The organism is Aeromicrobium marinum DSM 15272 (assembly GCF_000160775.2).
In the GTDB taxonomy this organism is placed as follows: domain Bacteria; phylum Actinomycetota; class Actinomycetes; order Propionibacteriales; family Nocardioidaceae; genus Aeromicrobium; species Aeromicrobium marinum.
The window spans coordinates 2,282,804-2,308,231 of record NZ_CM001024.1 but is presented as its reverse complement, the minus strand read 5'-3'; the positions used below and the strand labels follow the sequence as shown (position 1 = coordinate 2,308,231).

The 25,428-nt window shown below is 72.2% G+C and carries 25 protein-coding genes, 1 tRNA gene and 1 pseudogene; 13 read left to right on the top strand and 14 right to left on the bottom strand.

From position 1 onward, the window contains the following. Window positions 1–3 precede the first annotated feature (3 nt). The 3 genes from HMPREF0063_RS11710 to HMPREF0063_RS11700 are packed head-to-tail and all read left to right on the top strand — an operon-like array spanning window position 4 to window position 2,227. Complete coding sequence (locus tag HMPREF0063_RS11710) at window positions 4–657, top strand: ABC transporter permease (protein WP_007078893.1); 654 nt, start codon at window positions 4–6, stop codon at window positions 655–657. Beyond that, entirely contained in the window at window positions 654–1,328 is a 675-nt protein-coding gene (locus HMPREF0063_RS11705; protein WP_040320260.1) for an ABC transporter permease, read from the top strand. Before HMPREF0063_RS11710 ends, HMPREF0063_RS11705 begins: the two co-directional genes overlap by 4 nt. Window positions 1,329–1,336: 8 nt before the next feature. Continuing rightward, complete coding sequence (locus HMPREF0063_RS11700) at window positions 1,337–2,227, top strand: ABC transporter substrate-binding protein (RefSeq protein ID WP_007078891.1); 891 nt, start codon at window positions 1,337–1,339, stop codon at window positions 2,225–2,227. Window positions 2,228–2,279: 52 nt separating this feature from the next. On the opposite strand, the gene HMPREF0063_RS11695 is transcribed toward HMPREF0063_RS11700, so the two are convergent. Together HMPREF0063_RS11695 and HMPREF0063_RS11690 are read right to left on the bottom strand one after the other, a co-directional pair. Continuing rightward, complete coding sequence (locus tag HMPREF0063_RS11695) at window positions 2,280–4,421, bottom strand: MMPL family transporter (RefSeq protein ID WP_007078890.1); 2,142 nt, start codon at window positions 4,419–4,421, stop codon at window positions 2,280–2,282. Window position 4,422: 1 nt separating this feature from the next. Beyond that, entirely contained in the window at window positions 4,423–4,992 is a 570-nt protein-coding gene (locus HMPREF0063_RS11690; protein WP_007078889.1) for a TetR/AcrR family transcriptional regulator, read from the bottom strand. Between the two features lie 75 nt (window positions 4,993–5,067). Here HMPREF0063_RS11690 and HMPREF0063_RS11685 point away from each other — a divergent pair, with 75 nt between their 5' ends. Further along, on the top strand, window positions 5,068–5,880 hold the full coding sequence (locus HMPREF0063_RS11685) for an alpha/beta fold hydrolase (protein WP_007078888.1): 813 nt from the start codon (window positions 5,068–5,070) through the stop codon (window positions 5,878–5,880). Between the two features lie 530 nt (window positions 5,881–6,410). On the opposite strand, the gene gluQRS is transcribed toward HMPREF0063_RS11685, so the two are convergent. The 5 genes from gluQRS to HMPREF0063_RS11665 form a co-directional block, all read right to left on the bottom strand. Continuing rightward, window positions 6,411–7,283 (bottom strand): tRNA glutamyl-Q(34) synthetase GluQRS, encoded by an 873-nt coding sequence (gluQRS, locus tag HMPREF0063_RS11680; RefSeq protein ID WP_007078885.1) that lies wholly within the window; start codon window positions 7,281–7,283, stop codon window positions 6,411–6,413. A gap of 18 nt (window positions 7,284–7,301) precedes the next feature. After that, window positions 7,302–7,466, bottom strand: coding sequence for a hypothetical protein (locus tag HMPREF0063_RS16625; protein WP_007078884.1), 165 nt, complete (start codon window positions 7,464–7,466; stop codon window positions 7,302–7,304). Window positions 7,467–7,628: 162 nt separating this feature from the next. Then, complete coding sequence (locus tag HMPREF0063_RS11675) at window positions 7,629–10,421, bottom strand: type II toxin-antitoxin system Rv0910 family toxin (RefSeq protein ID WP_007078883.1); 2,793 nt, start codon at window positions 10,419–10,421, stop codon at window positions 7,629–7,631. Between the two features lie 17 nt (window positions 10,422–10,438). Then, window positions 10,439–11,788 carry an S-layer homology domain-containing protein gene (locus HMPREF0063_RS15860; RefSeq protein WP_007078882.1) on the bottom strand — a complete coding sequence of 450 codons (1,350 nt, stop codon included), beginning with the start codon at window positions 11,786–11,788 and terminating at the stop codon, window positions 10,439–10,441. A gap of 29 nt (window positions 11,789–11,817) precedes the next feature. Beyond that, a tRNA-Glu gene (locus HMPREF0063_RS11665) sits at window positions 11,818–11,893 on the bottom strand. Window positions 11,894–11,941: 48 nt separating this feature from the next. Between HMPREF0063_RS11665 and HMPREF0063_RS11660 the strand changes: the two genes are divergently transcribed. The 4 genes from HMPREF0063_RS11660 to HMPREF0063_RS11645 all read left to right on the top strand — a co-directional run bounded on the left by HMPREF0063_RS11660 (window position 11,942) and on the right by HMPREF0063_RS11645 (window position 15,686). Further along, complete coding sequence (locus HMPREF0063_RS11660) at window positions 11,942–12,292, top strand: metallopeptidase family protein (RefSeq protein ID WP_007078881.1); 351 nt, start codon at window positions 11,942–11,944, stop codon at window positions 12,290–12,292. A gap of 24 nt (window positions 12,293–12,316) precedes the next feature. Then, complete coding sequence (locus tag HMPREF0063_RS11655; protein WP_007078880.1) at window positions 12,317–12,976, top strand: pirin family protein; 660 nt, start codon at window positions 12,317–12,319, stop codon at window positions 12,974–12,976. Between the two features lie 68 nt (window positions 12,977–13,044). Continuing rightward, window positions 13,045–14,403, top strand: a complete 1,359-nt coding sequence (locus tag HMPREF0063_RS11650; RefSeq protein WP_007078879.1) for an FAD-binding oxidoreductase — start codon at window positions 13,045–13,047, stop codon at window positions 14,401–14,403. After that, window positions 14,400–15,686, top strand: coding sequence for a class I SAM-dependent methyltransferase (locus tag HMPREF0063_RS11645; RefSeq protein WP_007078878.1), 1,287 nt, complete (start codon window positions 14,400–14,402; stop codon window positions 15,684–15,686). The genes HMPREF0063_RS11650 and HMPREF0063_RS11645 overlap by 4 nt, the downstream gene beginning before the upstream one ends. A gap of 29 nt (window positions 15,687–15,715) precedes the next feature. On the opposite strand, the gene HMPREF0063_RS11640 is transcribed toward HMPREF0063_RS11645, so the two are convergent. Further along, window positions 15,716–16,501: an exodeoxyribonuclease III gene (locus tag HMPREF0063_RS11640; protein WP_040320259.1), complete on the bottom strand. Its 786-nt coding sequence runs from the start codon at window positions 16,499–16,501 to the stop codon at window positions 15,716–15,718. A 34-nt stretch (window positions 16,502–16,535) separates the two neighbouring features. Between HMPREF0063_RS11640 and HMPREF0063_RS11635 the strand changes: the two genes are divergently transcribed. Continuing rightward, window positions 16,536–17,123 carry a hypothetical protein gene (locus tag HMPREF0063_RS11635; protein ID WP_050760950.1) on the top strand — a complete coding sequence of 196 codons (588 nt, stop codon included), beginning with the start codon at window positions 16,536–16,538 and terminating at the stop codon, window positions 17,121–17,123. Between the two features lie 3 nt (window positions 17,124–17,126). Here the strand turns inward: HMPREF0063_RS11635 and HMPREF0063_RS11630 are convergent, their stop codons facing one another. Beyond that, a complete protein-coding gene (locus HMPREF0063_RS11630; protein ID WP_007078875.1) occupies window positions 17,127–17,978 on the bottom strand; it encodes an SDR family oxidoreductase in 852 nt (283 codons plus the stop codon). A gap of 229 nt (window positions 17,979–18,207) precedes the next feature. Between HMPREF0063_RS11630 and HMPREF0063_RS15855 the strand changes: the two genes are divergently transcribed. Further along, window positions 18,208–18,939: an exonuclease domain-containing protein gene (locus HMPREF0063_RS15855; RefSeq protein WP_169309983.1), complete on the top strand. Its 732-nt coding sequence runs from the start codon at window positions 18,208–18,210 to the stop codon at window positions 18,937–18,939. Window positions 18,940–19,261: 322 nt separating this feature from the next. Here HMPREF0063_RS15855 and HMPREF0063_RS11620 read toward each other — a convergent pair whose 3' ends face one another. The 3 genes from HMPREF0063_RS11620 to HMPREF0063_RS11610 are packed head-to-tail and all read right to left on the bottom strand — an operon-like array spanning window position 19,262 to window position 21,619. Then, a complete protein-coding gene (locus HMPREF0063_RS11620) occupies window positions 19,262–20,083 on the bottom strand; it encodes an alpha/beta fold hydrolase (RefSeq protein WP_007078873.1) in 822 nt (273 codons plus the stop codon). A gap of 29 nt (window positions 20,084–20,112) precedes the next feature. Next, window positions 20,113–20,880 (bottom strand): lysophospholipid acyltransferase family protein, encoded by a 768-nt coding sequence (locus HMPREF0063_RS11615; protein WP_007078872.1) that lies wholly within the window; start codon window positions 20,878–20,880, stop codon window positions 20,113–20,115. Window positions 20,881–20,935: 55 nt separating this feature from the next. Continuing rightward, a complete protein-coding gene (locus HMPREF0063_RS11610; protein ID WP_007078871.1) occupies window positions 20,936–21,619 on the bottom strand; it encodes a lysoplasmalogenase family protein in 684 nt (227 codons plus the stop codon). 56 nt (window positions 21,620–21,675) lie between these two features. On the opposite strand from HMPREF0063_RS11610, the gene HMPREF0063_RS11605 reads away from it, so the two are divergent. From HMPREF0063_RS11605 to HMPREF0063_RS11595, 3 genes are all read left to right on the top strand, one after another. Continuing rightward, window positions 21,676–22,011 (top strand): ArsR/SmtB family transcription factor, encoded by a 336-nt coding sequence (locus HMPREF0063_RS11605; RefSeq protein WP_007078870.1) that lies wholly within the window; start codon window positions 21,676–21,678, stop codon window positions 22,009–22,011. A gap of 1 nt (window position 22,012) precedes the next feature. After that, window positions 22,013–22,489 (top strand): SRPBCC domain-containing protein, encoded by a 477-nt coding sequence (locus HMPREF0063_RS11600; protein WP_007078869.1) that lies wholly within the window; start codon window positions 22,013–22,015, stop codon window positions 22,487–22,489. Window positions 22,490–22,551: 62 nt separating this feature from the next. Further along, a complete protein-coding gene (locus tag HMPREF0063_RS11595) occupies window positions 22,552–23,808 on the top strand; it encodes an APC family permease (protein ID WP_007078868.1) in 1,257 nt (418 codons plus the stop codon). On the opposite strand, the gene HMPREF0063_RS17100 is transcribed toward HMPREF0063_RS11595, so the two are convergent. Together HMPREF0063_RS17100 and HMPREF0063_RS11590 are read right to left on the bottom strand one after the other, a co-directional pair. Continuing rightward, entirely contained in the window at window positions 23,791–24,144 is a 354-nt protein-coding gene (locus HMPREF0063_RS17100; protein WP_007078867.1) for a rhodanese-like domain-containing protein, read from the bottom strand. The genes HMPREF0063_RS11595 and HMPREF0063_RS17100 overlap by 18 nt on opposite strands. Window positions 24,145–24,275: 131 nt before the next feature. Then, a pseudogene (locus HMPREF0063_RS11590) lies at window positions 24,276–25,394 on the bottom strand (FAD-dependent oxidoreductase); the annotation flags it as partial. Window positions 25,395–25,428: the final 34 nt, after the last annotated feature.

Sequence of the window (25,428 nt, the reverse complement as noted above, 5' to 3'; positions counted from 1 at the left end):
CCCGTGGACTGGGTCCTCGACAACCGCGACTACGTCACGGGTCTGGCGCTCGACCACCTCTGGTTGAGCCTGCTGCCGATCGTCATCGGCTTCGCGGTGGCCGTGCCGATCGGCTGGGTGGCGCACCGTCGTCCGCGCCTGCGCGGACTGCTGCTCGGCGGCGGCAGCATCCTGTACACCATCCCGTCGCTGCCCCTGTTCATCATCCTGCCCAGCATCCTGGGCACCGGCATCCTCGATCCGTTCAACGTCGTGGTCGCGCTGAGCCTGTACGCGATCGCCCTGATGGTGCGGTCGGCGGCCGAGGGGTTCGGCTCGGTGTCACCGGCGGTGCTCGACGCCGCGACGGCCAGTGGCTACGGACCCTGGCGGCGAGCCTTCACGGTGGAGCTGCCGTTGGCGGGCCCGGTGCTGCTGGCCGGCCTGAGGGTCGTCACCGTGAGCACGGTCAGCCTGGTCAGCGTCGGCGCCCTGATCGGTGTCAGCAGCCTCGGGTCGCTGTTCACGAGCGGGTTCCGGCGTGACTTCGACACCGAGATCCTCACGGGCGTCGTCGGCATCGTGCTGATCGCCCTGGTCCTCGACGGGTTGCTGGTGCTGGCGGGTCGCGTGCTGATGCCGTGGGCGGAGTCACCCCGGACGGCAGGTGCACGATGAGCGTCGTCTCCGACACGATCGACTGGCTGACCGACGGGGCCAACTGGACCGGCGACGGCGGCATCCCCACGCGTCTGGCCGAGCACCTGGGCTACACCGCGCTGACGGTCGCCGTGGCGGCCGCGATCGCCATCCCCCTGGGGCTGTGGGTCGGGCACACCGGCCGGCTCCGCGGGCTGGCCGTCGTCTCGAGCGGCACGTTGCGGGCGTTGCCCACGCTGGGGGTGCTCACGTGGGCAGCCCTGCAGTCCGGCGGCAACCGGTTGGTGCCAGCGGTCCTGGCGCTGACGGTGCTCGCGATCCCGCCGCTGCTGGCCGGCGCCTACGCGGGGCTGGAGTCGGTCGACCGGGCGACGATCGACGCCGCCCGGGCCATCGGCATGACCGAGTGGCAGATCCTGGTGAAGGTCGAGATCCCGCTGGCGGCCGACCTGATCGTGGGCGGACTGCGCTCGGCCACCCTGCAGGTCGTCGCCACGGCCACGATCGCCGCGTACATCGGACTCGGCGGTCTCGGGAGGTACATCATCGACGGGCAGGCGGTGTCCGACTACGCTCGCATGCTGGGCGCGTCGGTTCTCGTGGTCGCCCTGGCGCTCGCACTCGACGGACTCTTCGTGCTGGCGCAGCGCGCCGTCTCCCGCACCTCCGCACCTGTTCCCCAACCCTGAGGAGAAACATGACCATCCGCCGCCTGGCCGCGATCGGCGCTGCCGCGTCGCTGGCCTTCACCCTGTCCGCCTGCGGTGGCGACCCGACCGACGGCGACGGCGTCACGATCGGGTCGGCCGCCTTCGCCGAGAACGAGATCATCGCGGAGGTGTACGCGCAGGCGCTGGAGGCCGAGGGCATCGACGTCAACCGGCAGTTCCAGATCGGGTCGCGCGAGGTCTACCTGCAGGCCCTCGAGTCGGGCGAGGTCGACATCATCCCCGAGTACACCGGCAACCTGCTGTCCTTCTACGACCCGGAGACGACCGCGGCGACGCCCGAGGAGGTCGAGGACGCCCTCGACGACGTGCTCCCCGACGAGCTGGACATCCTCGAGCCGGCGGACGCCGAGAACAAGGACTCCCTGAACGTCACCCGCGAGTTCGCCGAGACCAACGGCGTGACCTCCATCGCGGACCTGGCGACCCTGGACTCGGTGCGTCTCGTCGCGAACCCCGAGTTCGAGCAGCGTCCCTACGGTCTCCCCGGGCTGGAGGCCGTCTACGGCCTGACGAACATCGTGTTCGAGTCCAACAGCGACTACGGCGGACCCGACACCCTGAAGACCTTGCTGGACGGCCGGGCCGACGTCGCCGACATCTACACGACGACCCCGTCGATCGTCGAGAACGACCTGGTGACCCTGGAGGACCCCGAGGGCCTGATCCTGTCGCAGAACGTGGTTCCGCTGATCCGTGACTCCGTCGACGACGACCGGATCGAGGACGTGCTCGACCGGATCTCGGCGCAGCTGAAGACCGAGGACCTGCTGGAGTTCAACATCCGCAACTCCGGTGACGAGAAGGCCGCGCCGGCGACCATCGCCAAGGAGTGGCTGGAGAGCAAGAACCTGATCTGAGCCGTGCCCACGAAGGCGGTCCCACGACACCCGTCGGGGGACCGCCTTCGTGCTACACCCGGGCCGGTACGGGGCGTGGCTCCGGCGCGACGGGTTCACCCTCGTTGAGGCCGAACCGGTCGTGCAGCTTGCGCAGGGGCTTGGGAGCCCACCAGTTGGCCCGGCCCAGCAGCGCCATCAGCGACGGCACCAGCAGGGCCCGCACCAGGAAGGCGTCGATCAGCACCGCGACCGCGACCCCGAGGCCGAGCTGCTTGATGAAGATGATGTCCGAGGTGGCGAACGCTCCGAGTGCGATGGCGAAGAGCACGGCCGCTGCGGTGACGATGCGTCCGGTCCGTTGGATGCCGAGCGCCACGGCCTCGCTGTCGGTGGCGCCGTTGTCACGAGCCTCCTTGATGCGGGTCAGGAGGAACACGGCGTAGTCGGTCGAGAGGCCGAACACGATCGCGAACAGGAACACCGGCTGGGTGGACTCCAGCGCGCCCTGGCTCGTGTAGTTGAGCAGTCCCTCGAGGCGCCCGTCCTGGAAGATCAGCACGAGGATGCCGTAGGTCGCGCTGACGGTGAGCAGGTTCATGACCAGCGCCTTGATCGGCAGGATCACCGAGCCGGTCATGAGGAACAGGGCGACGAAGGTCAGGGCCGCGAGGATGCCGACGGCCAACGGGATGCTGTCGGCGATCGAGGCCACCTGGTCGACCTGCTCGGCACTCGACCCGCCGACGAACGTGGGTCCGGGGGCCGGGATGTCGCGGATGGTCTCGACGAGGTCGAGCGACGTCGCCTCGATGGGACCCTGGGCGAGCCGGACGTCGACCTGCCACAGGTCGTCGCCGAGGTACAGCGGCGGGGTCGTGCCGACCGTGCCCTCGAGCGCGGCGGCGGCGCGGGCGAACGTGGCGACCTCGTCGGCCGCGGACTCCGGTGCCTCGATGGCCACGATGACCGGCGCGGCGTCGGTGTCGGTGAACTCCTCGCGCAGGGTCGTGTCGACGATCCGCGCCTCGGCGTCGACCGGCAGCACCGACGCGTCGACCCCGGTGAACTTGACCCCGAGGAACGGGGCCCCGAGCGCCAGCATGATGACCGTGCCGGCGATGGCGATGGGCAGCGGGCGGCGCATCACGAACTGCGCGAGGCGGTACCAGAAGCCGGACTTCTCCGCAGTCGCCTCGGCCTGCAGCGACCGCTGCCAGCGCTTGAGGCCCAGGGAGTTGACCCGGGTCCCCAGCAGGGCGAACAACGCCGGCAGGACGATCAACGAGACGGCCGCCGCGGTCAGGGCGACGATGGTGAGCCCGACACCCATGGAGTAGAGGAAGCGCAGCGGGAAGACCAGCAGGGCCAGGCCGGCGCCGGCGACCGTCACGGCGGAGTAGACGACCGTGCGACCCGCGGTGGCGACGGTGCGCGTGATGGCCTCGACGCCCGGCCCGACGCGGGCGAGCTCCTCGCGGTACCGCGACACCATGAACAGCGAGTAGTCGATCGCCAGGCCCAGGCCGATGCCGGTGACCAGGTTGAGGGCGAAGTTCGAGATCGAGACGATCTCGTTGGCGCCGCGGAGGAACAGCAGGGACGAGATGATCGTGAGGCCGCCGACGAGCAGGGGCAGCAGGGCGGAGACGCCGGAGCGGAAGACCCACAGGGCCGCGATGAGCAGCAGCGGGAAGGCGATCAGCTCGGACCGGACGAGGTCGGACTCGACCTTCTCGTTCACCGCCTGGAACGCGGCGCCGATGCCGCCGATCCGGACGTTGTCGATCTCGCCGAGCTGCTCGCCGAGGTGCTCGGACACCTCGGTGGTGTTGGCGTCGGCGGTGTACACGACGGCGAGGAAGGTGAGGTCGCCGTCGCGCGAGGCGAACGCGTCGCCGGCCTCCGGCCCTCCGACCACCGCAGCCACGTCCGGATCGGCGTCGAGGACCTCGCGGGCCTCGTCGAGGGCCGCCGGGTCGTCGGTGTCGATCAACAGCACCATCTCGGCGACCGCCTTGGTGCCGGTCGCGTCCTCGATCAACCGCAGGGCGGTGGCGCTGTCCGAGCTGGTGTCGCTGAACGAGTCGGTGTCGGCGTTGAGCAGCCCCGCGACGGGGCCGCCGAGCACGCCGGCGAGGGCGATGAACAGGGCCGTGACGAGCAGGACTCGGCGCGGTCGGGTGGTGGCGATGCGGGCAAGGAAATCGAACATGTCAGTCGTCCTGGGGGGAGGGGGAGGGAGGGGTGGTGGTGCCGATCGATGACGTGGGGATGGAGCAGGCGAGGTCGGGGATGTCGAGCGCAGCGGCCACGGTCATCAACATCCCGTGCGCCATGAAGTCGGTGATCTCCTCGTCGGACGCGCCGCTCAGGCGACGGATGTCGTCGAGGATCTCGAGGTAGGTGGACCGCGCCACCGGTCCGATCGCGGGGTCTCCCGCCGCGGCCCAGGTGTGCAGCTGGCAGCGCAGCGAGTTGGGGTCCTCGGCCAGGATCCGGGCGTACTCCTCGCCCATCGCGTCGAGCGGGCTCAGCTCGCCGCGCTCGGCCACCGCCCGGGCGAACAGGCCCCGCAGGGTGTCGGTGTGCTGGTGGATCGCGGCGATGATCAGGTCCTGCTTGGTGCCGAACAGGCGGAAGAGGTAGGGCTGCGACACCCCGGCGCGTTCGGCGATCGCCTCGGTGGACGTCTCGTGGAGCCCGCCGCTGCCGTACTCGACGATCGCTGCGTCGAGGATCAGTCGCTTGCGGTCCTCTGCCTTCATGCGCTTTCCGGTGACCATGGAGTTAAGTTAGTGATCACTCACAAACCTTGTCAAGTGTGACCTGCGCCACGAGGCGGACTACCCTCGTGACCCATGCCCCTCCTGCACGTCAACGGCACCGACGTCCACCTGACCGACACGGGCGCGCCCGCAGGCCGGCCGGAGGCACCCACCGTGGTGTTCGGCCACGGCCTGCTGTTCAGCGGCCGCATGTTCGACGACCAGGTCGCCGCGCTGGGGGAGCGCTACCGGTGCATCACGATCGACTGGCGCGGCCAGGGTCGCACCCCGCCCGCCACCACCGGCGGCTACGACATGGACACCCTGCTGGGCGACGTGGTGGGACTGCTCGACGAGCTCGGCCTGGACGCGGTCCACTACGTGGGGCTGTCGATGGGCGGCTTCGTCGGGATGCGACTCGCCGCCCGCCACCCCGACCGTGTCCTCTCGCTGAGCCTGCTCGACACCAGCGCCGGACCCGAGGACCCGGAGAAGGTCAAGCGGTACCGCCTGCTCGCCCGGGTGTACCGGCTGTTCGGCATGGGGATCGTCCGCGGCCAGGTGGAGCCGATCATGTTCGGCCCGACCGCCCTGGGCGATCCGGCCGTCCGTCCGCGCATCGACCGCTGGCTGGAGGACCTGGCCACGGTCGACCGCAGCGGCATGCGGCAGGCGATCCTCGGTGTGACGGACCGCTTGCCGGTGGCCCCCGAGCTCGGCTCGATCACCGCACCGACCCTGGTCGTGGTGGGTGCCGACGACGTCGCCACGCCGGTGCACAAGTCCGAGGCCATCGTGGCCGGCATCGCCGGAGCGCGGCTGGAGGTCGTGCCGGACTGCGGACACTCCAGCACGATCGAGCAGCCGACGATCCTGTCACGCCTGCTGGCCGACTTCATCGGCTGACCGAGCCGGTCAGGCCGGTCCGTTCGCCTCGCTGCGCGGGCCGGCGAACGGGTCCCGTGGTCGCCAGGGAGCGCAGCGACCGTGAGGGCGGAGCCCGAGGCGACCCTCGCGTGAGGTTCGCCTCGCTCCGCTCACGCCCTCGCAAGCTCGGGCTGGCGAACACGAGGTCGCGCGTCCTCGGTGGTTGAGGTGCTGCGAGGAACGAGCAGCCTCGAAACCACACCCGGGTGGCGGTCGCCAGGGAGCGGAGCGACCGTGAGGGCGGAGCCCGAGGCGACACCCGCGTGGGGTTCGCCTCGCTCCGCTCACGCCCTCGCAAGCTCGGGCTGGCGAACACGAGGTCGCGCGTCCTCGGTGGTTGAGGTGCTGCGAGGAACGAGCAGCCTCGAAACCACACCCGGGTGGCGGTCGCCAGGGAGCGGAGCGACCGTGAGGGCGGAGCCCGAGGCGACACCCGCGTGGGGTTCGCCTCGCTCCGCTCACGCCCTCGCACGCTCGGGCTGGCGAACACATGGTCGAGGCGCACCGCCTCAGGGGGTTCTGAACACCCAGGGCTCGCGGGGGAGGGCGGCCGGGTCGAAGTCCCTCAGCAGGCGCGGCAGGTCGCCGGCCAGGCCCAGGGACGCGGCGATCAGCGCCAGGGGGTCCAGGCCGAGGGCGCGAAGGTCTGCCGCGGTCACGGCGCCGTCCCGTTTGGCCAGCCGCTGTCCCTGGACATTGACCGCCAGGGGCACGTGGGCGTAGGTCGGCGCCGGCAGGTCGAGCAGGTGCGCCAGGTGGGCCTGTCCCGGTGTCGAGCCCACCAGGTCGTCGCCGCGGACCACCTGGTCGATACCCTGGTCGGCGTCGTCGACGGCGACGGCGAGGTGGTACGCCGCCGTCCCGTCGCCACGCCGCAGCACGAGGTCGTCCACCGGTCCGGCCAGCTCGCCGAGCACCAGGTCGGTCGCCGACCAGCTGTCGACCTCGGCCCGCAGCCGGATCGCCGGTGGCCGTCCGGTGGCCCGCCGGTCCCGCTCGGCCGGGTCCAGGTCACGGCAGGTGCCGGGATAGGACCCGGGGGGCGCGTGCGGCGCCCGGGTGGCCTCGCGGATCTCGCGCCGCGAGCAGAAGCACGGGTAGGTCCGGCCTTCCTCGGTGAGCCGCTCCAGCGCGGCGGCGTAGGTGTCGGCGCGGTCGGACTGCCGCACCACCTCGCCGTCCCAGTCCAGACCGAGCTCCCGGAGGTCCTGCAGCTGCCGGGCCTCGGCCTCGGCCCCGGAGCGACCCTGGTCGAGGTCCTCGACCCGCAGGAGGAACCGGCGTCCCGTGCCGCGGGCGAACAGCCAGGCGAGCACGGCGGTCCGCAGGTTGCCGATGTGCAGGTCGCCCGAGGGCGACGGGGCGAATCGGCCGGCACTCATGGCGTCAGCCTGTCACGCTCAACGCCGGGTCGGCACCTGCTCGCGGTCCTCCGCGCGCTCCTCGACCCGGGCCACGACCCAACCGGCAGCGGCGTTGAACAGGACGACGACCAGTGCCCCGATCAGGAGCACCAGGGCGACGCTGACGAGCACGAGGAGCAGGTTGGAGAGCAGGGAGATCACAGGCCGAGGCTAGGTCATCCAGGCACACGTTCCTGACCAGCGAGGGTCTTTTGGCGCAGATGTGTCGGACATCACCTCCCGTCCCCGCTGGGAGTGACGTTTCTGCCCCTGATCGAGCGATTTCGGGGCCGAAACGTCACTCCCAGCGGGTACGGGAGGGGCTCAGTGGCCGGTCCAGACCGGGTCGCGGTGCTCGACGAAGGCCTGGACGCCCTCGCGGGCGTCGTCGGAGAACACCGCCGGCGCCGCGAGGTCGGACTGGCGGTCGAAGGCCTCGTCGGTGGTCCAGTCGGGGGACTCGGTGACGATCTGCTTGCCGATCCGCACCGACATCGGCGCGTTGACGGCGATGGACGCAGCGAGCTCGAGGGCCGCCTCGAGTGCGCGACCGGGCTCGACCACGCGGTTCACCAGGCCCAGCTCGGCCAGGCGGACGGCCGGCACCGGGTCACCGGTGAGCACCATCTCCATGGCCAGCTTGCGCGGCAGCGCCTGCGTCAGTCGCATCACGCCCCCCGCTGCCGCGACGAGGCCACGCTTGGGCTCGGGAAGGCCGAACACCGAGGTGGAGGATGCCACGATCAGGTCCGCGGCCAGCGCCAGCTCACATCCGCCGGCGAGGGCGGCGCCCTCCACGGCCGCGACGAGCGGCTTCGTCGGGGGTCGGCCCGTGATGCCGAGCGGGCCGCGGCCGTCCGTGAGCGGGAACTGGCCGGCGGCCGCCGCCTTCAGGTCCATGCCGGCCGAGAAATGACCCCCGGCCCCGGTCAGCACCCCGACCCGGAGCGTGGGGTCTGACTCCAGCAGGTCGACGGCGCGCTCGATCAGCAGCGCGGTGCGCAGGTCCACGGCGTTGCGGCGCTCCGGGCGGTCGATGACGATCACGAGGGTCGACCCGTGCCGCTCGGTGCGGACCGGCAGCGGCGGCGCCGCGGGGACCTCGGTGGACTCGTCCAGCAGCCGGACCTCCTCGGTGGACCCCACCTGGACCCGCCGGCCCGCGATCGATCCGGCGGACGCGACCTCGGGCTGCCGCGTCCGCACGAGCACCCGGTCGCCGGCGGGGGTGACGACGCTGAGGATCACCGCGTCGGGCGACCCGTCACGGTCGAACTGGGTGGTGTGCGCCTCCACGACGGCCTCGCCCTCGTACTCGGCCAGCACGGTGCGCGTCGGAGTGGCCTCCACGACGGGGTGCAGGTCGCGGTACGGCTGCACGGGCGGCTGGGCCGAGAAGATCCCCACGGCGTGCTTGGTCAGGAACCAGCCCACCGAGGTCGACAGGCCGAAGGTGTCCGGCTCCGCCCGCAGCCGGGGGACGAGGCTCGCGACGGCGTGCGTCCCGTAGTTGTTGCCCGGACCGCCGGCGAAGGTCAGCCCACCGGTGACGCTGAGCGGCCGGGCGGGGTCGCCGACGGGCAGGCCCAGCTCGCGGGCGCCGATCTGCACCGCCGACGGGAAGCACGAGTACAGGTCGACGTGCCGGATCTGCTCGATCGAACGGCCCGCGTGAGCCAGGGCGGCGGCGCCGATCGTGCGGATCGCCGGGGACGAGGCGAGGTCGCCCCGCTCGGACACGAACCACTCGTCGTGGGCCGACGCACCGGCGTGCAGGAAGACCCACCGGTCCTGGGGCACACCTGCGGCCTGCGCGGCGGCGACACTGGTGACGATCAGCCCCGCGGCGAGGTCGACCGTGAGGTTGGCGCACATCAGCTTGCGGTACGGCGAGGAGATCATGCGGTTCTCGTCGCCGACCTCGAGCAGCTCGGACGCGGACCGGGCCTGCGGCGACCAGGCATGGGGGTTCGCCGCCGCGACGTCGGACAGGCCCGACCACAGCTCGCTGACGACCTGCTCGTGCTCGGCCGTGTCGTGCCCGGCGGCGGCCTGCAACGCTGACTCGAACAGGGCGTAGGTGTACACCGGGACGCTGAGCCCGGCGGCGGTCTCCGGGTCGGTGTTGGCGGCCCGGTCGCTGCCGAGCACACGCGTGGGGGCCACGTCCTCGGCCTGCCGCGGCCAGTCGAGCTCGAGGCCCTGCTTCTGCGCCGCCGCCAGGGTGGCTCCGGCCTCGGCGCCGCTGACCAGGGCGACCGCCACCCGACCCTCGGCGATCGCGGCGCCCGCGTCGTTGAGCAGCAGGGCGCCGGCATCCCCGCCGAACCGCGCGGACATGACCGTCTCGGCCGGGTCGGCGCCGACCTGTGCGGCGACCGCGGCCGCCTGGTCCCGGTAGGTCCACGAGGCGCTGGCGATCGCGTAGACGGCGTCGGCCGATGCGAGCAGTCCGCTGCTGCCGCTGTCGGTCTCGGCCGCACGCAGGGCCAGGACGCTGAGCTCGACGGGATCGAGCAGCTCCTCGCCGACCGCTCGGTTCGCGTGCTGGCCCACACCGACGATGACCGGGGTGTGCGGGTCGAGCAGCTGACCGGTGCGGTCGTGGCGCACGGGAGCCGCTCCGTCGGCCGGCCCGGCGGCGGTGGGGTCGGCACCGGCCACATGGTCGACGAGTCGGGTCACCGATGCGTCGACCGCCTCCTGCACGCTCTGCAGGACCGAGCCGCCCATCGGCCCCCGCACGGGGTCGCCGGACAGGCCGATGTCCAGTCGGAGGGTCGTTCCGTCGCCCTGGGGGGCGAGCGTCACCAGCAGGGCCAGGGTCAGCTCCATGGGTCCCGACCCCTCGAGCCCCAGGCGGTCGTCACCGACCTCGACGACCTCCCACTGCACCTCGGCGGGAATGCCCATCAGCTGCACCTGCTCGACGAACTGCAACCCGACGACGGCGCGACCGGGTGCCCGCCCGCGCCACCCGCTGTGCATGTCGAGCCAGGCAGGGAAACTGCCGAGGTCGGTGACTACCGCCAGCGCCACCGACGGCGGAACCGGCAGGGTGACGGTCGCTCCCGCGGTGCGGTCGTGCGAAGGGCTCGGGTCCAGCGGCTCGGTCATGGGTCCTCCGGTGGGGGTCAGAACGTGCGGAAGCGGAACAGGAACGCGGCCATCTGCTCGCGCAGCACCGGCTGGCTCCCACGGAACGTGCGGGTGTCGTCCGGCTCGAGGTAGCCGGTGGTGATGCCGGCGCCCTCCAGCCAGGCGATCTCCCCCGCGAACACGTGGTCCACGGGCACGTCGGCGAAGGGGGCCGCGCTCGGCGCCGCCGGGTCGGTCCCGAGGTGCACCCGGTGCAGGAACGCGGCCATCTGCTCGCGCAGCACGGGCTCGGACGGCCGGAAGGTCACGGTGCCGTCGGGCTCGTCGTAGCCGGTCGTGATGCCCTGGCCCGCCAGCCAGGTGATCTCACGGTAGAACGGGTCGGTCGTCGAGACGTCGGTGAACGGGGAGGTCTCGGGCGGCACGAAATCCGCGACGGCGGCGCGGCGGAACAGGAACGCGGCCATCTGTTCGCGCAGGACCGGCTGGGTCGGGCGGAACCCGCCGTCGGCGTAGCCGGTGGTGATGCCCGTCGACCTCAGCCACATGATCTCGGGGGCGAACACGTGGAACACCGAGACGTCCGTGAAGTCGACCCCCGTCACCGAGACCTCGAAGCCCGACGGCAGGGGTGCCCCGTCGACGCCGAGGACCGTCACGGCGACGTCGTGACGGACGCCGAGCCCGAGGTCCGCCAGCAGCGCGGCCGGTTCGTCGACCTCGGTCCGGCGGGTGGGTCCTCCGGCGGAGGGGGACCACTCGACGGCGTAGCCGGTGACCGGTCCGGTGGCCGGCGGCTGCCAGGTGAGCTCCAGGCCGGTGTCGACGGACCTGCCCTGTGGTGCGGTCGGCTGGTCGGCATTCTCCGGAAGGTCGGCGAAGTGGATGAACCCGGTCGGCCAGCTGGTGCCGCCGCGGGTGACCTTGCGCCAGTGGAAGGTGCCCCCGAAGTTGCTCTCGGAGACCCAGATCTCGTCGTCGGACACGATCTTCTCGACGTAGCCCAGGTGGCCGCTCGAGCCGGCCGGCCCGCCCGACGTCCCGTCCCACCAGGCGACCGCGCCGAGCGCGGGCCGGTCGTCGGTCAGGTGGGCGTTGGCGACGCCCCAGGTCTCGGCGTTGCCGAACGTCGACCACGGTTTGGTGGTCGACATGCCGTTCGTGCTGATCAGGCGGTGGGCGACGTAGTTGGTGCAGTTGTGGCCCGACGTCTGTCTCCACCACGAGGTGTTCATCGCCTCGGCGTAGCCGTGGGTCCGGAACCCGCGTTCCGCGCAGTCGGCGAAGCCGGTGCACAGGACGGGATGGGCAGCCGACGCCGGTGGCGCGGCCAGCAAGGAGGCTACCGCCAGGGTCGCCGCGACGAGGACGAGCCGAGCGCGCACGGGACCTCCTTCGGGGTCGGGCTGCTCCGTGGTACCCCCTACGGGATTCGAACCCGCGCTACCGCCTTGAAAGGGCGGCGTCCTAGGCCGCTAGACGAAGGGGGCTCAGGCGCGGCCAGCATATCGGCACCGCCCGGCTGGCAGGATGGCAGCGTGATCGACGTCGACGAGGACCGCTTCGCCGAGCTGGTGGAGGCCGCCTTCGCGGCGATCCCCGCGGAGCTCGCCGCGCTGCTCGACAACGTCGTGCTGTTCATCGAGGACGACGCGCCTGACGACGAGCCCGACCTGCTCGGGCTCTACGACGGCGTGGCCCTGACCGAGCGGGACGCCTCCTACGGCGGGGTGCTGCCCGACAGGATCCTGGTGTTCCGCCGGCCCACCCTCGCGATCTGCGAGACCGAGGCCGAGGTCGTCGAGGAGGTCGGCATCACCGTGGTGCACGAGATCGCCCACCACTTCGGGATCGACGACGACCGGCTCCACGAGCTCGGTTATGCCTGAGGTCCGGCATGCGTGAGGTCCGGCATGCGTGAGGTCCGACGCAGCGCCGACCGGTTCCTGACCGTCGGCGACGGCACCGTCACCCGGCACTCCTTCTCGTACGGGGCCCACTACGACCCCGCCAACGTTCGGTTCGGTCCGCTCGTGGCGATCAATGTCGAACACCTGGCCCCCGGCTCCGGCTACCCGGCGCACCGCCACAGCGACGTGGAGATCATCACCTGGGTCCTGGAGGGCGTCCTGCGGCACGAGGACTCGACCGGCATCGCGGGGGACGTCGGTCCGGGCGTGCTGCAGCGACTCAGCGCCGGGCCGGGGGTGCAGCACACCGAGGTCAACGCATCGGCGACCGATCCGCTCGTGTTCGTGCAGATGATGCTGGCCAGCGACCACGACGGCGACCCGGAGATCGAGCAGCGGGCGGTCGAGCCGTCGCCGGGGGTGCTGGTCGCCACCGTCCGGGTGCACGCGCCGGGACGGCTGCACGTCGCGACCTTCCGTGGCGGCGAGACCCTGCGGGTGCCGCCGGCGGGACGTCACCTGGTGCACGTGACCCGGGGCGACGTGATGGCGGGCGGCGAAGGCCTCGGCGCGGGCGACGAGCTGCGGTCCGACGAGGGCGGCCCGCTGGTGCTGTCCGGCGACGGCCCCGGCGAGGCACTCGTGTGGAGCCTGGACGGCTGACCCGCCAGGGTGGTTGCGCGGGGCAACCACCCTGTCGGAGCGCGGCCGCCCCGTCGTAGGCTGGACGCGTGGATGGCTGGCAGCAGCATCGGGGGGCCGTGGAGGCTCTGCTCACCTCCTTCCGGGCGATCGGGGAGGGTGAGCCGGTCAGGCTCGCCAAGCGCACCTCGAACCTGTTCCGGCCACGCGCCGCCACCGGGGCTCCCGGCCTCGACGTCTCCGGACTGACCGGGGTCATCGCGGTCGACACCGACGCCGCGACCGCCGACGTGCAGGGCATGTGCACCTACGAGACGCTCGTCGCCGCGACCCTCGTCCACGGCATGATCCCGTTCGTCGTCCCGCAGCTGCGCACGATCACCCTCGGGGGAGCGGTCACCGGTCTGGGCATCGAGTCCACGTCGTTGCGCCACGGGCTGCCCCACGAGTCGGTCCTGGAGATGGACGTGCTGACCGGATCGGGTGAGATCGTCACCGCCACGGCCGACAACGAGCACGCCGACCTCTTCGCCGCCTTCCCCAACTCCTACGGCAGCCTGGGCTACGCGACCCGCCTGCGGATCCGGCTCGAGCGGGTGCCGGGGCGGGTGGGCCTGCGGCACGTGCCGTTCGAGGACGCCGACGCGGCCTGCAAGGCCGTGCACGAGATCGCCGAGACCGGCTCCTGGGACGGGCGCAGGGTCGACGCCGTCGACGGCACCGCCTTCACCCCCGGCGACATCCGGCTGAGCCTCGCCGAGTTCACCGACGCGCCCGTGGAGACCAGCGACTACACCGGCCAGCAGATCTACTACCGGTCGGTCGGCGAGCGCGAGACCGACGCGCTGGCGATGCTCGACTACCTGTGGCGCTGGGACACCGACTGGTTCTGGTGTTCCGGCGCGTTCGGGGCGCAGCACCCCGTGGTGCGCCGCCTGTGGCCGGCCCGGTGGCGGCGCAGCGACGTGTACCACCGGCTCGTGGGACTGGACGCCCGGTTCGGCGTCAGTCGCGTGCTCGACCGCGTCCGCGGGATCCCCGGGCGCGAACGGGTGATCCAGGACGTCGAGCTGCCGCTGAGCGCCGTGCCGGAGTTCCTCGCCTGGTTCGATGCCGAGGTCGGGATGCGGCCGGTCTGGCTCTGCCCCTTGCGCACGACCCGCGCCTGGCCGACCTACCCGCTGACCCCGGGCGAGGTGTACGTGAACCTCGGGTTCTGGGGCACCGTCGAGGTCCCGGCCGACGCCCCGGCCGGCCTGGTCAACCGCCGCATCGAGGCCGAGGTGCACCGGCTCGGCGGCCACAAGTCCCTGTACTCCGAGGCCTTCTACGACCGGGAGACGTTCGACGGCCTGTACGGGGCCGAGCACCTCGACGCGGTCCGCCGGCGGTACGACCCGGCCGGACGACTCAGCACCCTCTACGACAAGGCGGTGGGCAACTCATGACGACCGAGACCACGACCCGGCTGACCATCGCTCAGGCGTTGGAGCGGCTCATGCGGCACGGGATGCCGTTCCGCTTCGAGGCGTACGACGGCAGCACGGCAGGGCCGGAGGACGCGGCGCACACGGTCCGGCTGCTCACCGAACGCGGTCTGGCCTACCTGATGTCGACCCCCGGGGACCTCGGCTTCGCGCGCGCCTACGTGGCGGGCGACCTGGAGATCGACGGTGTCCACCCGGGCGACCCGTACGCGATGATGCAGCTGTTCCGGAGTCGGCTCACCTTCAGGTTGCCGCCGCCGGGTGAGCTCGTGACGATCGTGCGCAGCCTGGGCCTGTCGCACCTGGTCGCGCCACCTCCCCCTCCTGAGGAGCACCTGCCCAAGTGGCGTCGCGTCCTGGAGGGTCTGCGGCACAGCCGCTCCCGCGACGCCGAGGCGATCCACCACCACTACGACGTCTCGAACCGCTTCTACGAGCTGGTGCTGGGTCCGTCGATGGCCTACACCTGCGCCGTCTACCCCGACACCGACGCCACCCTGGAGCAGGCCCAGGCCGAGAAGTTCGACCTCGTGTGCCGCAAGCTGGACCTGCGGCCCGGCCAGCGGCTGCTGGACCTGGGGTGCGGCTGGGGCGGCATGGTCAGCCACGCCGCCGAGCACTACGGGGTGGAGGCCCTGGGCGTCACCCTCTCGCGGGAACAGGCCACGTGGGCGCAGGAGTCGATCAAGGCACGCGGCCTGGACCACCTCGCCGAGGTGCGGTTCATGGACTACCGCGACGTGCCGGAGCGTGACTTCGACGCGATCAGCTCGATCGGCCTCACCGAGCACATCGGGGTGCGCAACTACGCCCCCTACTTCGCGTTCGTGGAGGATCGGCTGAAGCCGGGAGGCCGGCTCCTCAACCACTGCATAACCCGTGACAACAACCGGTCGGCGACCTCGACCGGAGCGTTCATCGACCGCTACGTGTTCCCCGACGGTGAGCTCGCCGCGGTCGGCCGCATCGCCTCGGCCGTGCACGACGCCGGGCTGGAGGTGCGTCACAGCGAGAACCTGAGGGAGCACTACGCCATGACCCTGCGTGACTGGTGCCGCAACCTCGAGGCGCACTGGGACGAGGCGGTCGCGGAGGCCGGGCTGGGCACCGCGAAGGTGTGGGGCATGTACATGGCCGGGTCGCGGATCGCGTTCGACGTCGACGAGATCGAGCTGCACCAGGTGCTGGCGGTCAAGCCGGACGCCGAGGGCCGTTCGGGGTTCCCCCTGCGCCCCACGTTCTGAGCGGAGGCCCGGACCGGGCCCCGAGGGGCTCAGGCGAGGTCGATGACCACGGGGGCGTGGTCGCTGGCGCCCTTGCCCTTGCGCTCCTCACGGTCGATCCAGCCCTTCTCGACCCGGGCCGCCAGCGCGGGGGAGCACAGCTGGAAGTCGATGCGCATGCCCTCGCGCTTGGGGAACCGCAGCTGTTGGTAGTCCCAGAAGGTGTAGACGCCGGGCCCCGGGGTGTGCGGGCGGACCACGTCGGCGTAGCCGGCGTCGACGACGGCGCGGAAGGCGGCCCGCTCGGGCTCGGAGACGTGGGTGGAGCCGGCGAAGGCGGCCATGTCCCAGACGTCCTCGTCCTGCGGGGCCACGTTCCAGTCGCCGGTGAGCGCGATCTGCGCGTCCGGGTCGGCAGCCAACCACTCCTGACCGGCCTCGCGCAGACGGTCGAGCCACGCGAGCTTGTAGACGTAGTGGTCGTGGTCGAGCTCGCGGCCGTTCGGCACGTAGAGGCTCCACACCCGCACCCCGCCACAGGTCGCGCCGATCGAGCGCGGCTCGAGCACGTCGGCGAACGTGGGCTGGTCGTCGGCGAACGTGGTGGCCACGTCGTCGAGGCCGACCCGCGAGACGATCGCGACCCCGTTCCACTGGTTGAGCCCGGCGTGGGCGTACTCGTACCCCAGCGCGGAGAGCTCGAGGCCGGGGAACTGGTCCTCCCGGCACTTCGTCTCCTGGATGGCCAGGACGTCCACGTCGTGGCGCTCGAGGAAGCCCACGACGCGGTCGATGCGGCTGCGGATGGAGTTCACGTTCCAGGTGGCGATACGCACGGGGTCGAACCTACTGCAGTGCCATGATGGCGCCATGGCCGACGAACCCGCACCGGTGGCACCGCGCAGCTCCGACGAGATCGGTGGGCCGTGGGTCCGGCGGGCCGTCCTCGTGGCGGTGGCCCTGGTCGTGGCGCTCGTGGTGTGGAAGCTGTCGGGTGCGTTCTTCCCCCGGTGGTGGGCCCAGCGGGTCTCCGACCAGGTGCAGGGCGACCTGACCCAAGGGGTGTGGCGTGGGCTGTTCGTGGGGTTCGTGTTCTCCGTGGTCCCGCTGCTGGTGCTCTTCCAGGTCCGCCGCCGGTTCCTCAGCTGGGCCTGGCGCGGGGTGCTCGCGGCCGTCGCGGTGGTGCTGGCGACACCGAACTGGATGACCCTGGCGATCGCGATCGGCGACAGCAACGCGGCACGGGCCGGGAGCCGGATCATGGACACCGAGGCGCCCGGGTTCCGCAACGCGTCGCTGGCCGGGGTCCTCGTCGGGGTCCTCGTCGCGGTCCTGCTGTCGGGTTCGTCGATCTGGTTGTCGCACCGCAAGAAGCAGGTGCGGTCGCTCAAGGGCGAGCTGCGGCAGCGACGCGACGACGAGTCGGCGGAGCCCCCCGAGCGCCCCGCCGACTCCTGACCGTCAGGCCGGTGGCGCGACCGACCGGAGGACCGTGCGGATGCGCCGGTTCGCGAGGCGCATCACGAGGTCGTAGCCGAACGGCACGTAGCGCTGGCCGTACCACCCGAACCTCACGTCCGGCGACGTGAAGGCCAGGTGCCGACCCTTCTCGACCGCTCTCAGCATCGCCGCGGCGGCCCGCTCGGGACTCACCGCGTGCCGCTCGAAGCGTTCGACCGTGGCCGCGACGCGGGGGTCGCTGCGGTCGACGCCGACGATGTCGACCGTGCCCACCAGCGGCGTCGCCACCGCCCCGGGACACACGAGGGTGACGCCGATGTCGTGTCCCTCGAGGTCGAAGCGCAGCACCTCGCTGATGCCGCGCAGGCCGAACTTGGCCGCACTGTAGGGCGCGTGGAGCGGCAGCCCGAACAACCCGGCCGCGGAGCTGACGTTGACCAGGTGCCCGCCCCGTCCGCCCCGCACCATCGGGGGCACGAAGGAGTGCATCACGTGGATCGGTCCCATCAGGTCGACCTCGACGGTGCGCCGCCAGTGGCGCAGCTCGAGGTCCTCGATGCGTCCCCAGGTCGAGATCCCGGCGACGTTCATCACCACGTCGACGGCCGGGACCAGGGTGTGGACGTGGTCGGCCAGGGCCTGGACGGCCTCGGCGTCGGCCACGTCGAGGGCCGCGTGGTGCAGCACGGCCGGGCCCAGCCGGTCGGCGACCTCGTCGAGCGCTGCGGCCTGCACGTCGGTCAGGACGAGGCGGGCGCCGCGGTCAGCGGCCTGGACGGCAGCAGCGCGACCGATGCCACTGGCGGCCCCCGTCACGAGGGTGACGGCGCCGTCGAACGACGTCCTGCGCATGGGTGCTCCTGGGGCGGTGCCGGCGGTCAAGTTGGACAACCGTACCAATCGGGGCGAGGCGTGTCTGCCTGATCCTGTCGGCGAGCACCACTAGCGTGGAACCAGCACCACGAATCGAGGCTCCATGCGGTCCAACCGACACGACAGCTCCTGCGCCACCTGCCGGACCCGCGTCCCGGCGGGCACGGGGCTCCTCATCGGTCGGCCGGGTTCCTGGCGGGTCACCTGTGTGGGGTGTCGTCCCACGGCACCGCCGCCCGGCGACCACGCCGGATGGCACCTCGGCCCGGTCGCGTCACTCGATCTCGAGACCACCGGCGTCGATCCCCTCCGGGACCGGGTGGTCAGCTTTGCGCTGCTCGACGACCAGGTCGAGCGCTCCGGCCTGGTGGACCCGGGCGTCCCCATCCCCGAGGGCGCGTCCGCCGTTCACGGGCTCGACGCTGCGGCTCTGCGCGGCGCACCCGCGCCGCGTGGGGCGCTCACCGAGGTGCTCGACTGGGTGCAGCAGGTCGTCGACCGCGGCGTGCCGCTGGTGGTCTTCAACGCGCCCTACGACCTCACGATGCTGCGGGCCGAGGCCGAGCGGTGGGGCCTCGTCCAGCCGGACTGGTCGCGGCTGCTGGTCATCGACCCCTACGTGGTCGACTGGGGCATCGTGCGCGGCGAGCTCGGTCCGCGCCGGCTCACCGACGTCGCCGCCTACTACGAGGTCGAGCTGGCGAACGCCCATGACGCCCTGGCCGATGCGCGCGCCGCGCTCGAGGTCGCCCGACAGATCGCGGCCCGCCACGTCGGCGTCGGCACCGCCACCGTCGAGGACCTGGTGACCGACCAGCGTCGCTGGTACGCCGAGCGAGCCGACGACTGGAACCGGTGGGCCCGCACGGCCGGCCGTGAGCTCGACGACCCACAGGGGTGGCCCTTGATCACCGCCGCGACGGTCCGCCGCTCCGCCTGAGCCCGAGGCGACGGGTGGCGCGGGGTTCGCCTCGCTGCGCTCACGCGAACGGAGGGTTCCGCGTCCTCGGTGGTTGAGGTGCTGCGAGGAACGAGCAGCCTCGAAACCACACCCCCCCTCGCTCCGCGGGCCGGCGAACGGAGGGTTCCGCGTCCTCGGTGGTTGAGGTGCTGCGAGGAACGAGCAGCCTCGAAACCACACCCGGAGCGCGGTGGTCGCCAGGGAGCGGAGCGACCGTGAGGGCGGAGCCCGAGGCGACCCGTGCGTGGGTTCGCCTCGCTGCGCTCACGCTCGTCGCTGGCGAACGACTGGTCGCGCCGGATCAGACGGCGCGGGTGATGATCGCCTCGGCCAGGGCCTCGGGCGCCTGCTCGGGCACCCAGTGGCTCACGCCCGGCAGGATCAGGTAGGTGAAGTCGCCGGTGACGAACTCCGCGCAGCCGTCGGCCGAGGCGCGACCGATGGCCTGGTCCTCGTCGCTCCACACGAAGGTGGTCGGGACGTCGACCGCGGGGAGCGAGCCGAGCTCCGGGCCCATCGCGCGGTACCAGTTCAGTGCAGCGGTCAGGGCCCCTGGCCGCGAGAGGTGCTCGACGTACCGCTCGACCTGCTCGGTCGGGACGTGCGGTCCGTACATGGCCCGCAGTCGGCGGGCGTCGTCGTCGAGGAGCAGCGCCTCGGCCTTGCCGGGCTGACGCAGCAGGCCGATGTAGGAGCCCTTGGCCTGCTGGTCCGGGTCGTCGCGCAGGGCCCGACCGTAGGCGGCCAGGTGGGGCACCGAGACGGCGGTGAGGCTGCGCAGGCGGGAGCCGTGGTGGGCGGCGACGCACCAGGCCACGGCTGAGCCCCAGTCGTGGCCGACGAGGTGGAAGGTGTCGAGTCCGAGCCCGTCGGCGAGGCCGACGACGTCCTCGGCCAGGGCGGAGGTGGAGTAGGCCTCGACGCCATCGGGTCGTGCCCCGGGCGAGTAGCCACGCTGGTCGGGTGCGAACACGCGCAGGCCGGCGGCCGTGAGCAGGGGGGTGACCGCCGACCACGAGGCCGACGTCTCCGGGAACCCGTGCAGCAGCATGACCGGTGGGCCGTCCTCGGGACCCTCGACGTGCACGTCGAACGTCAGGTCACCGACCGCGATGCTCCGCATGGGCCCAACTTACGCCTGCCGCGGGCCGGTCAGTCGAGGGTCTCTCCGATGCGGGCGAGGGCCGCCCGGTCCAGCTCGTGCGCAGCCTCGGGGTCGGGTGCGGTCCCGCCACGGTCGTGCGGCAGCCACCACCGGTCGTCGTCGTCCCGGGGCTCGTCCGGGTAGTCGCTGATCGCGGTGTCGAGCAGGTCGGACATGGCGACGCGCACGCGTGCGGTGAGGTCGGCGACGGACTCGTCCGGCCGGGTCTCCAGCGGTTCCCCGACGTGGATCGAGATCGCGATCCCGCGGCGCAGGCTGCGGTGGCCGTCGACGGTGAGGATGCGGTGGCCACCCCACACGACCACGGGCACGACCGGCACCCCGTGACGCAGGGCCAGCCCGGCTGCTCCCGGCCGGAAGCGCTTCAGCAACCACGAGCGGCTGATGGTCGCCTCGGGGAAGAGACCGACGAGCTGGCCGGCGTCGAGCAGGCGACCCGCGCGCCGGTAGGCGACGGCGCCGGACGCCCGGTCGACGGGGATGTGTCCCATGCGCCTCATCAGCCATCCCGCGAACCGGGAGTCGAAGACCGACCGCTTCGACATGAACCGCACGAGCCGGCCGCGCTCACGGGCCGCGTACCCGATGAAGGTGAAGTCCAGGAAACCGATGTGGTTCGACGCGATCACCGCGGGCCCGTGGGCCGGCAGGTGTTCCGCACCGCGGACGTCGAACCGGTACCCCCACAGGCGGAACAAGGCGCCGAAGACGGCGACGACGCCTCGGTAGGTGCGGTCGGAGCGGGGAAGGTCCACCGCTCCAGTGTGCCTCGCTGGCGTCTGGGCGGTGGATCTGCGACCCTCTGGGCGCTCAGACGGTCGAGATTCCACCGGCGGCGGGATTCGGTCGCGAATCCACCGCCCTGTGGGGGAGGGAGGTGGCGCCCGCGGTGAGCAGGGCGATCGCCGCGAAGTAGAGCACCATGATCGTCAGCTTCGCCCACACCGCGGTGTCGTCGATGCGGTCGGCGACACCGAGGGCGATCACGGCGTCGGAGACGAGGAACAACAGCCCACCGATGCCGGCCACCCGGTCGGTGGCCAGGGCGGTCGCGGCGGTGCCGACGAGCAGCAGGGCGTAGAACGGCAGGGCGTAGCGGACCACCGCGTCGTCGACCCCGCCCCACACGACGGCCACCAGGACCACGGCAGCCAGCACCAGGGCTGCGGGCACGGCCGGTCGGGCCCGTAGTCCGTCGAGCGCACCGCGCGAGACGAACCACGCGGTGAAGCAGACGTGGGCGAGCGCGAACGACACCATGCCGAACACGAAGAGCGACTCGATCTCCAGGAAGAGGTCGCCGCCGAGACAGAACGTCAGTGCCACCGCGAGGATCCGGGGTCCGCGCTCGGCGAGCACCCAGCCGACCAGCAGGGGTGCAGCCAGGCACTTGGTGATGCTGTCCCACGGCGTGGCATCGGCCGCGAGCAGGACGAGGTGGATGCCGCACACGGCCACGAAGGCCTGCCACCACGGTGATCTGAGATCGGGCACACCTCACGGTATCGGGAGTCTTGACAGTCCAGCGCCGTTCCTCAATAGTTAAGTATATGCTTAACCATGGCGAGCGGATGGACCGGGTGTTCCACGCCCTGGCCGACTCGACCCGTCGCGCCATGGTCGAGCGGCTCGTGCAGTCACCGGCCTCGGTCAGCCAGCTGGCCGAACCCCTGCCGATGTCGTTGCCGGCCGTCCTGCAGCACCTCGCGGTGCTCGAGGAGGCCGGGATCGTCGTCAGCGAGAAGGTCGGTCGCGTCCGCACGGTGCAGCTGGCCCCCGACGCGCTGTCGGGCGCCGGTGCCTGGATCGGGCGGCAGCGACTGCCCGCCGAACGCCGGCTCGACCGACTCGGCGACCACCTGAACACCTCACCCCAGGAGACCTGAGATGACCACCACCCCCGAACGGTCCGAGACCCCGCACACCTTCGTCCTCGAGCGCACCTTCCCCGTGACGGTCGATCGCCTGTGGCGGGCCCTGACCGTCGACGAGGAGCGCGCGGCGTGGTTCGGCAGTGAGGAGAACTTCGACGCCGACGAGGTGAGCCACGACTTCCGGGTGGGTGGCCGGACCGTCGACGACGGCCGCTGGCACGACGGCCCCCGGTCGCGCTACGTCGCCACGTACACCGACATCGTCGACCTCGTCCGGATCGTCATCAGCTACGACATGTGGATCGACGGGGTGCACATCTCGACCTCGACCCAGTGCCTGCGCCTGGACCCGGTCGACGGGGGCGTCCGGCTGACCCAGACCGAGCAGGGCCTGCACCTCGACGACCCCGAGGGCGGGGCGATGCGGGAGACCGGGTTCGGTTCGATCCTCGATGCCCTCGCGTCCCACCTGGAGTCGTCGCCCTCCTGACCTCCCCACCTGCCCAGCGGCAAGGGGGGCTGGGGTTCACCCGCACGAGGTAGGTTGCGCCCGTGACCGACCGACCGGCCCTCCAGCAACGACTCGGGACCGCTGACGGGATCGTCGTCGGGCTCGGCGCGATGCTGGGTGCCGGCATCTTCGCGGCGGCCGCCCCCGCCGCGGCGATCGCCGGCTCCGCCGTGCTCGTCGGGGTGCTGGTCGCGGCGGTCGTGGCCCTGGCCAACGCGACCTCCTCGGCCCAGCTGTCCGCCGCCCGCCCGGCGTCCGGTGGTGCGTACGTCCACGGCCGCGAGCGACTCGGACCCTGGTGGGGGTATGCGGCCGGGGTCGGCTTCGTCGTCGGCAAGATCGGCAGCTGTGCGGCGATCGCCCTGGTGGTGGCGCAGTACACCGTGCCGGAGGACTGGGTGCGGCCGGTGGCGGCCCTGGTGGTGGTCGTGCTCGCCGCCGTCAACTGTCTCGGGGTGCATCGGACGGTCGCCGTCACGCGGGTCCTGGTCGCGCTGGTGCTGCTCACCCTCGGGCTGGTGGTCGTGGCCGCCCTGAACGCACCCGACACCACCGCGGCCGGGCCGTTCGCCGTCGCCGACGGTGTGCGCACGGTCGGGTGGGTGGGGGTCGCGCAGGCCGGTGCGGTGTTCTTCTTCGCGTTCGCCGGCTACGCCCGCCTCACGACGATGGGCGAGGAGGTCCGCGACCCCGCTCGCACGATCCCCCGCGCGGTGCTGGTGTCGGTCGGCCTCGTGGTGGTGACCTACCTCGTGGTCACGTGGGCGACGTTGCGGGCCCTCGGTGCCTTCCGGCTGGCGGAGTCCGCTCGTCCGTTGGCCGACGTCGTCGACGTGGCGGGCTGGGGGTGGGCCGTCCCGGTGGTGTCCGTGGGAGCCGCGCTGGCCGCACTCGGCTCGTTGCTGGTGCTGCTGGCCGGGGTCGCCCGCACGGCGATGGCCATGGCGCGCGAGGCCGACCTGCCGCCGTGGCTCGCTGCGGTGCATCCCCGGTACCGCGTGCCGCACCGCGCCGAGATCGCCGCCGGGGCGGTGGTGGTGGTGCTGGTCCTCACCGTCGACCTGCGAGGTGCGATCCAGTTCTCGGCGCTCGGCGTGCTGCTGTACTACCTCGTCGCCAACCTCGCGGCCCTCAAGCAACCGGCAGCCGAACGGTTGGCGCCCCGCTTCGTCCAGGTGCTGGGCGCCGTCGCCTGCCTCCTGCTCGTCGTGACCCTGCCCCCGGCCACGTTGCTGGCCGGCGTGGTGGTGGGCGTGCTCGGGTTCGCCGTGCGGTCGCTCTCACGACGTCGCGGCTGACAGCCTCCCGACCGCCGTGCCGTCGGCCCACGTCCGCAGACCGCCGTCGAGGTTGCGCACCCGGCGACCGTGCTGCGCGAGCAGCCGTGCCGCGGCGTGGCCCCGCTGGCCCACGGCGCAGTGGACCACCAGGTCGCCGTCGGGCAGCTCGTCGAGGCGGGACCGCAGCTCGTCCAGCGGCACCAGCACCGAGCCCGGGATCGACTCGGCCGCGTGCTCCGCGGTGCTGCGCACGTCGACCAGATGGGCACCGGCGGCCAGGACGGCGTCGAGCTCGTGCCACTGCACCGCGTCCCCGATCCCGTCGCGGCGGTTCTCGGCGATGAACCCCAGCATGTTGACCGGGTCCTTGGCCGCCCCGAACTGCGGGGCGTAGGCCAGCTCCAGGTCGGCCAGGTCGCTGGCCAGCAGCCCCCGGCCATCGCGGTGGCGATCACGTCGATGCGCTTGTCGACTCCTCGCCCTCCGACCCCCTGGGCGCCCAGGATCCGGTCGGTGTCGGGGTCGACGACGAGCTTGAGCGCCATCGGCTCGGCCCCCGGGTAGTACCCGGCGTGGTCGGCCGGGTGGGTGTGGATGACCCGCGGCTCGACCCCACGGGCCCGCGCGACGCGTTCGCTCTCGCCGGTCACCGCCACCTGCAGGTCGAACACGCCGAGGATCGCGGTGCCCCGGGTGTGACGCAGGGCAGAAGGTCGCCCGGCAATCGTGTCGGCCACCAGCCGGCCCTGGCGGTTGGCGGTGTTGGCCAGGGGCGCGAGCACCTCCGCGGTGTGGTCACCGCGCTTCAGCGTGGCGTCACCCACCGCGTACACGTGGGGTGCGCTGGTGCGCTGCTGGTCGTCCACGACGATCGCCCCCTGGGCGCCGAGCTCGAGCCCGGCCTCCCGGGCCAGGGTGCTCTCGGGCCGGACCCCGATCGCCAGCACCACCAGGTCGGCGGGGATGCGTCGGCCGTCGGCGAGCTCCACGTCGTCGGGGCCGATGCTCGAGGCCGTCACGCCGAGGTGGACCTCGACGCCGTGCCGGCGCAGCTCGGCCTCGACCCGCACCGCCATCTCGGCGTCCAGCGGCCCCATGACCTGCGGGCCCGCCTCGACCACGCTCACCTGCAGCCCGCGCCGGTGCAGGTTCTCGGCCATCTCCAGCCCGATGAAGCCCGCACCGATCACCACCGCGGTGCTGGCCGTGGCCGTGGCGACGAGCATCGCGTCGAGGTCGGTCACGTCGCGCAGCGACAGGGCACGGTCGATCCCGGACAGCGGCGGGCGCAGAGGCGTCGCCCCCGGACTCAGGACCAGCTCGTCGTACGGCTCGTCCCACTCGCGGTCGGCCTCGAGGTCGCGCACCGTCACGGTGCGGGCGGCCGGATCGATGCGCAGGACCTCGTGCCGCACCCGCACGTCGAGGTCGAACCGCGCACGCAGCGCCTCGGGCGTTTGCAGCAGCACGTCGTCCCGCTCGGCGATGACCCCGCCGACGACGTACGGCAGACCGCAGTTGGCGAACGACACGTGGGGTCCTCGCTCGAACACCACGATCTCGGCGTGCTCGTCGAGGCGGCGCAGGCGGGTGGCTGCGGACATGCCGCCGGCGACACCGCCGACGATGACGACCTTC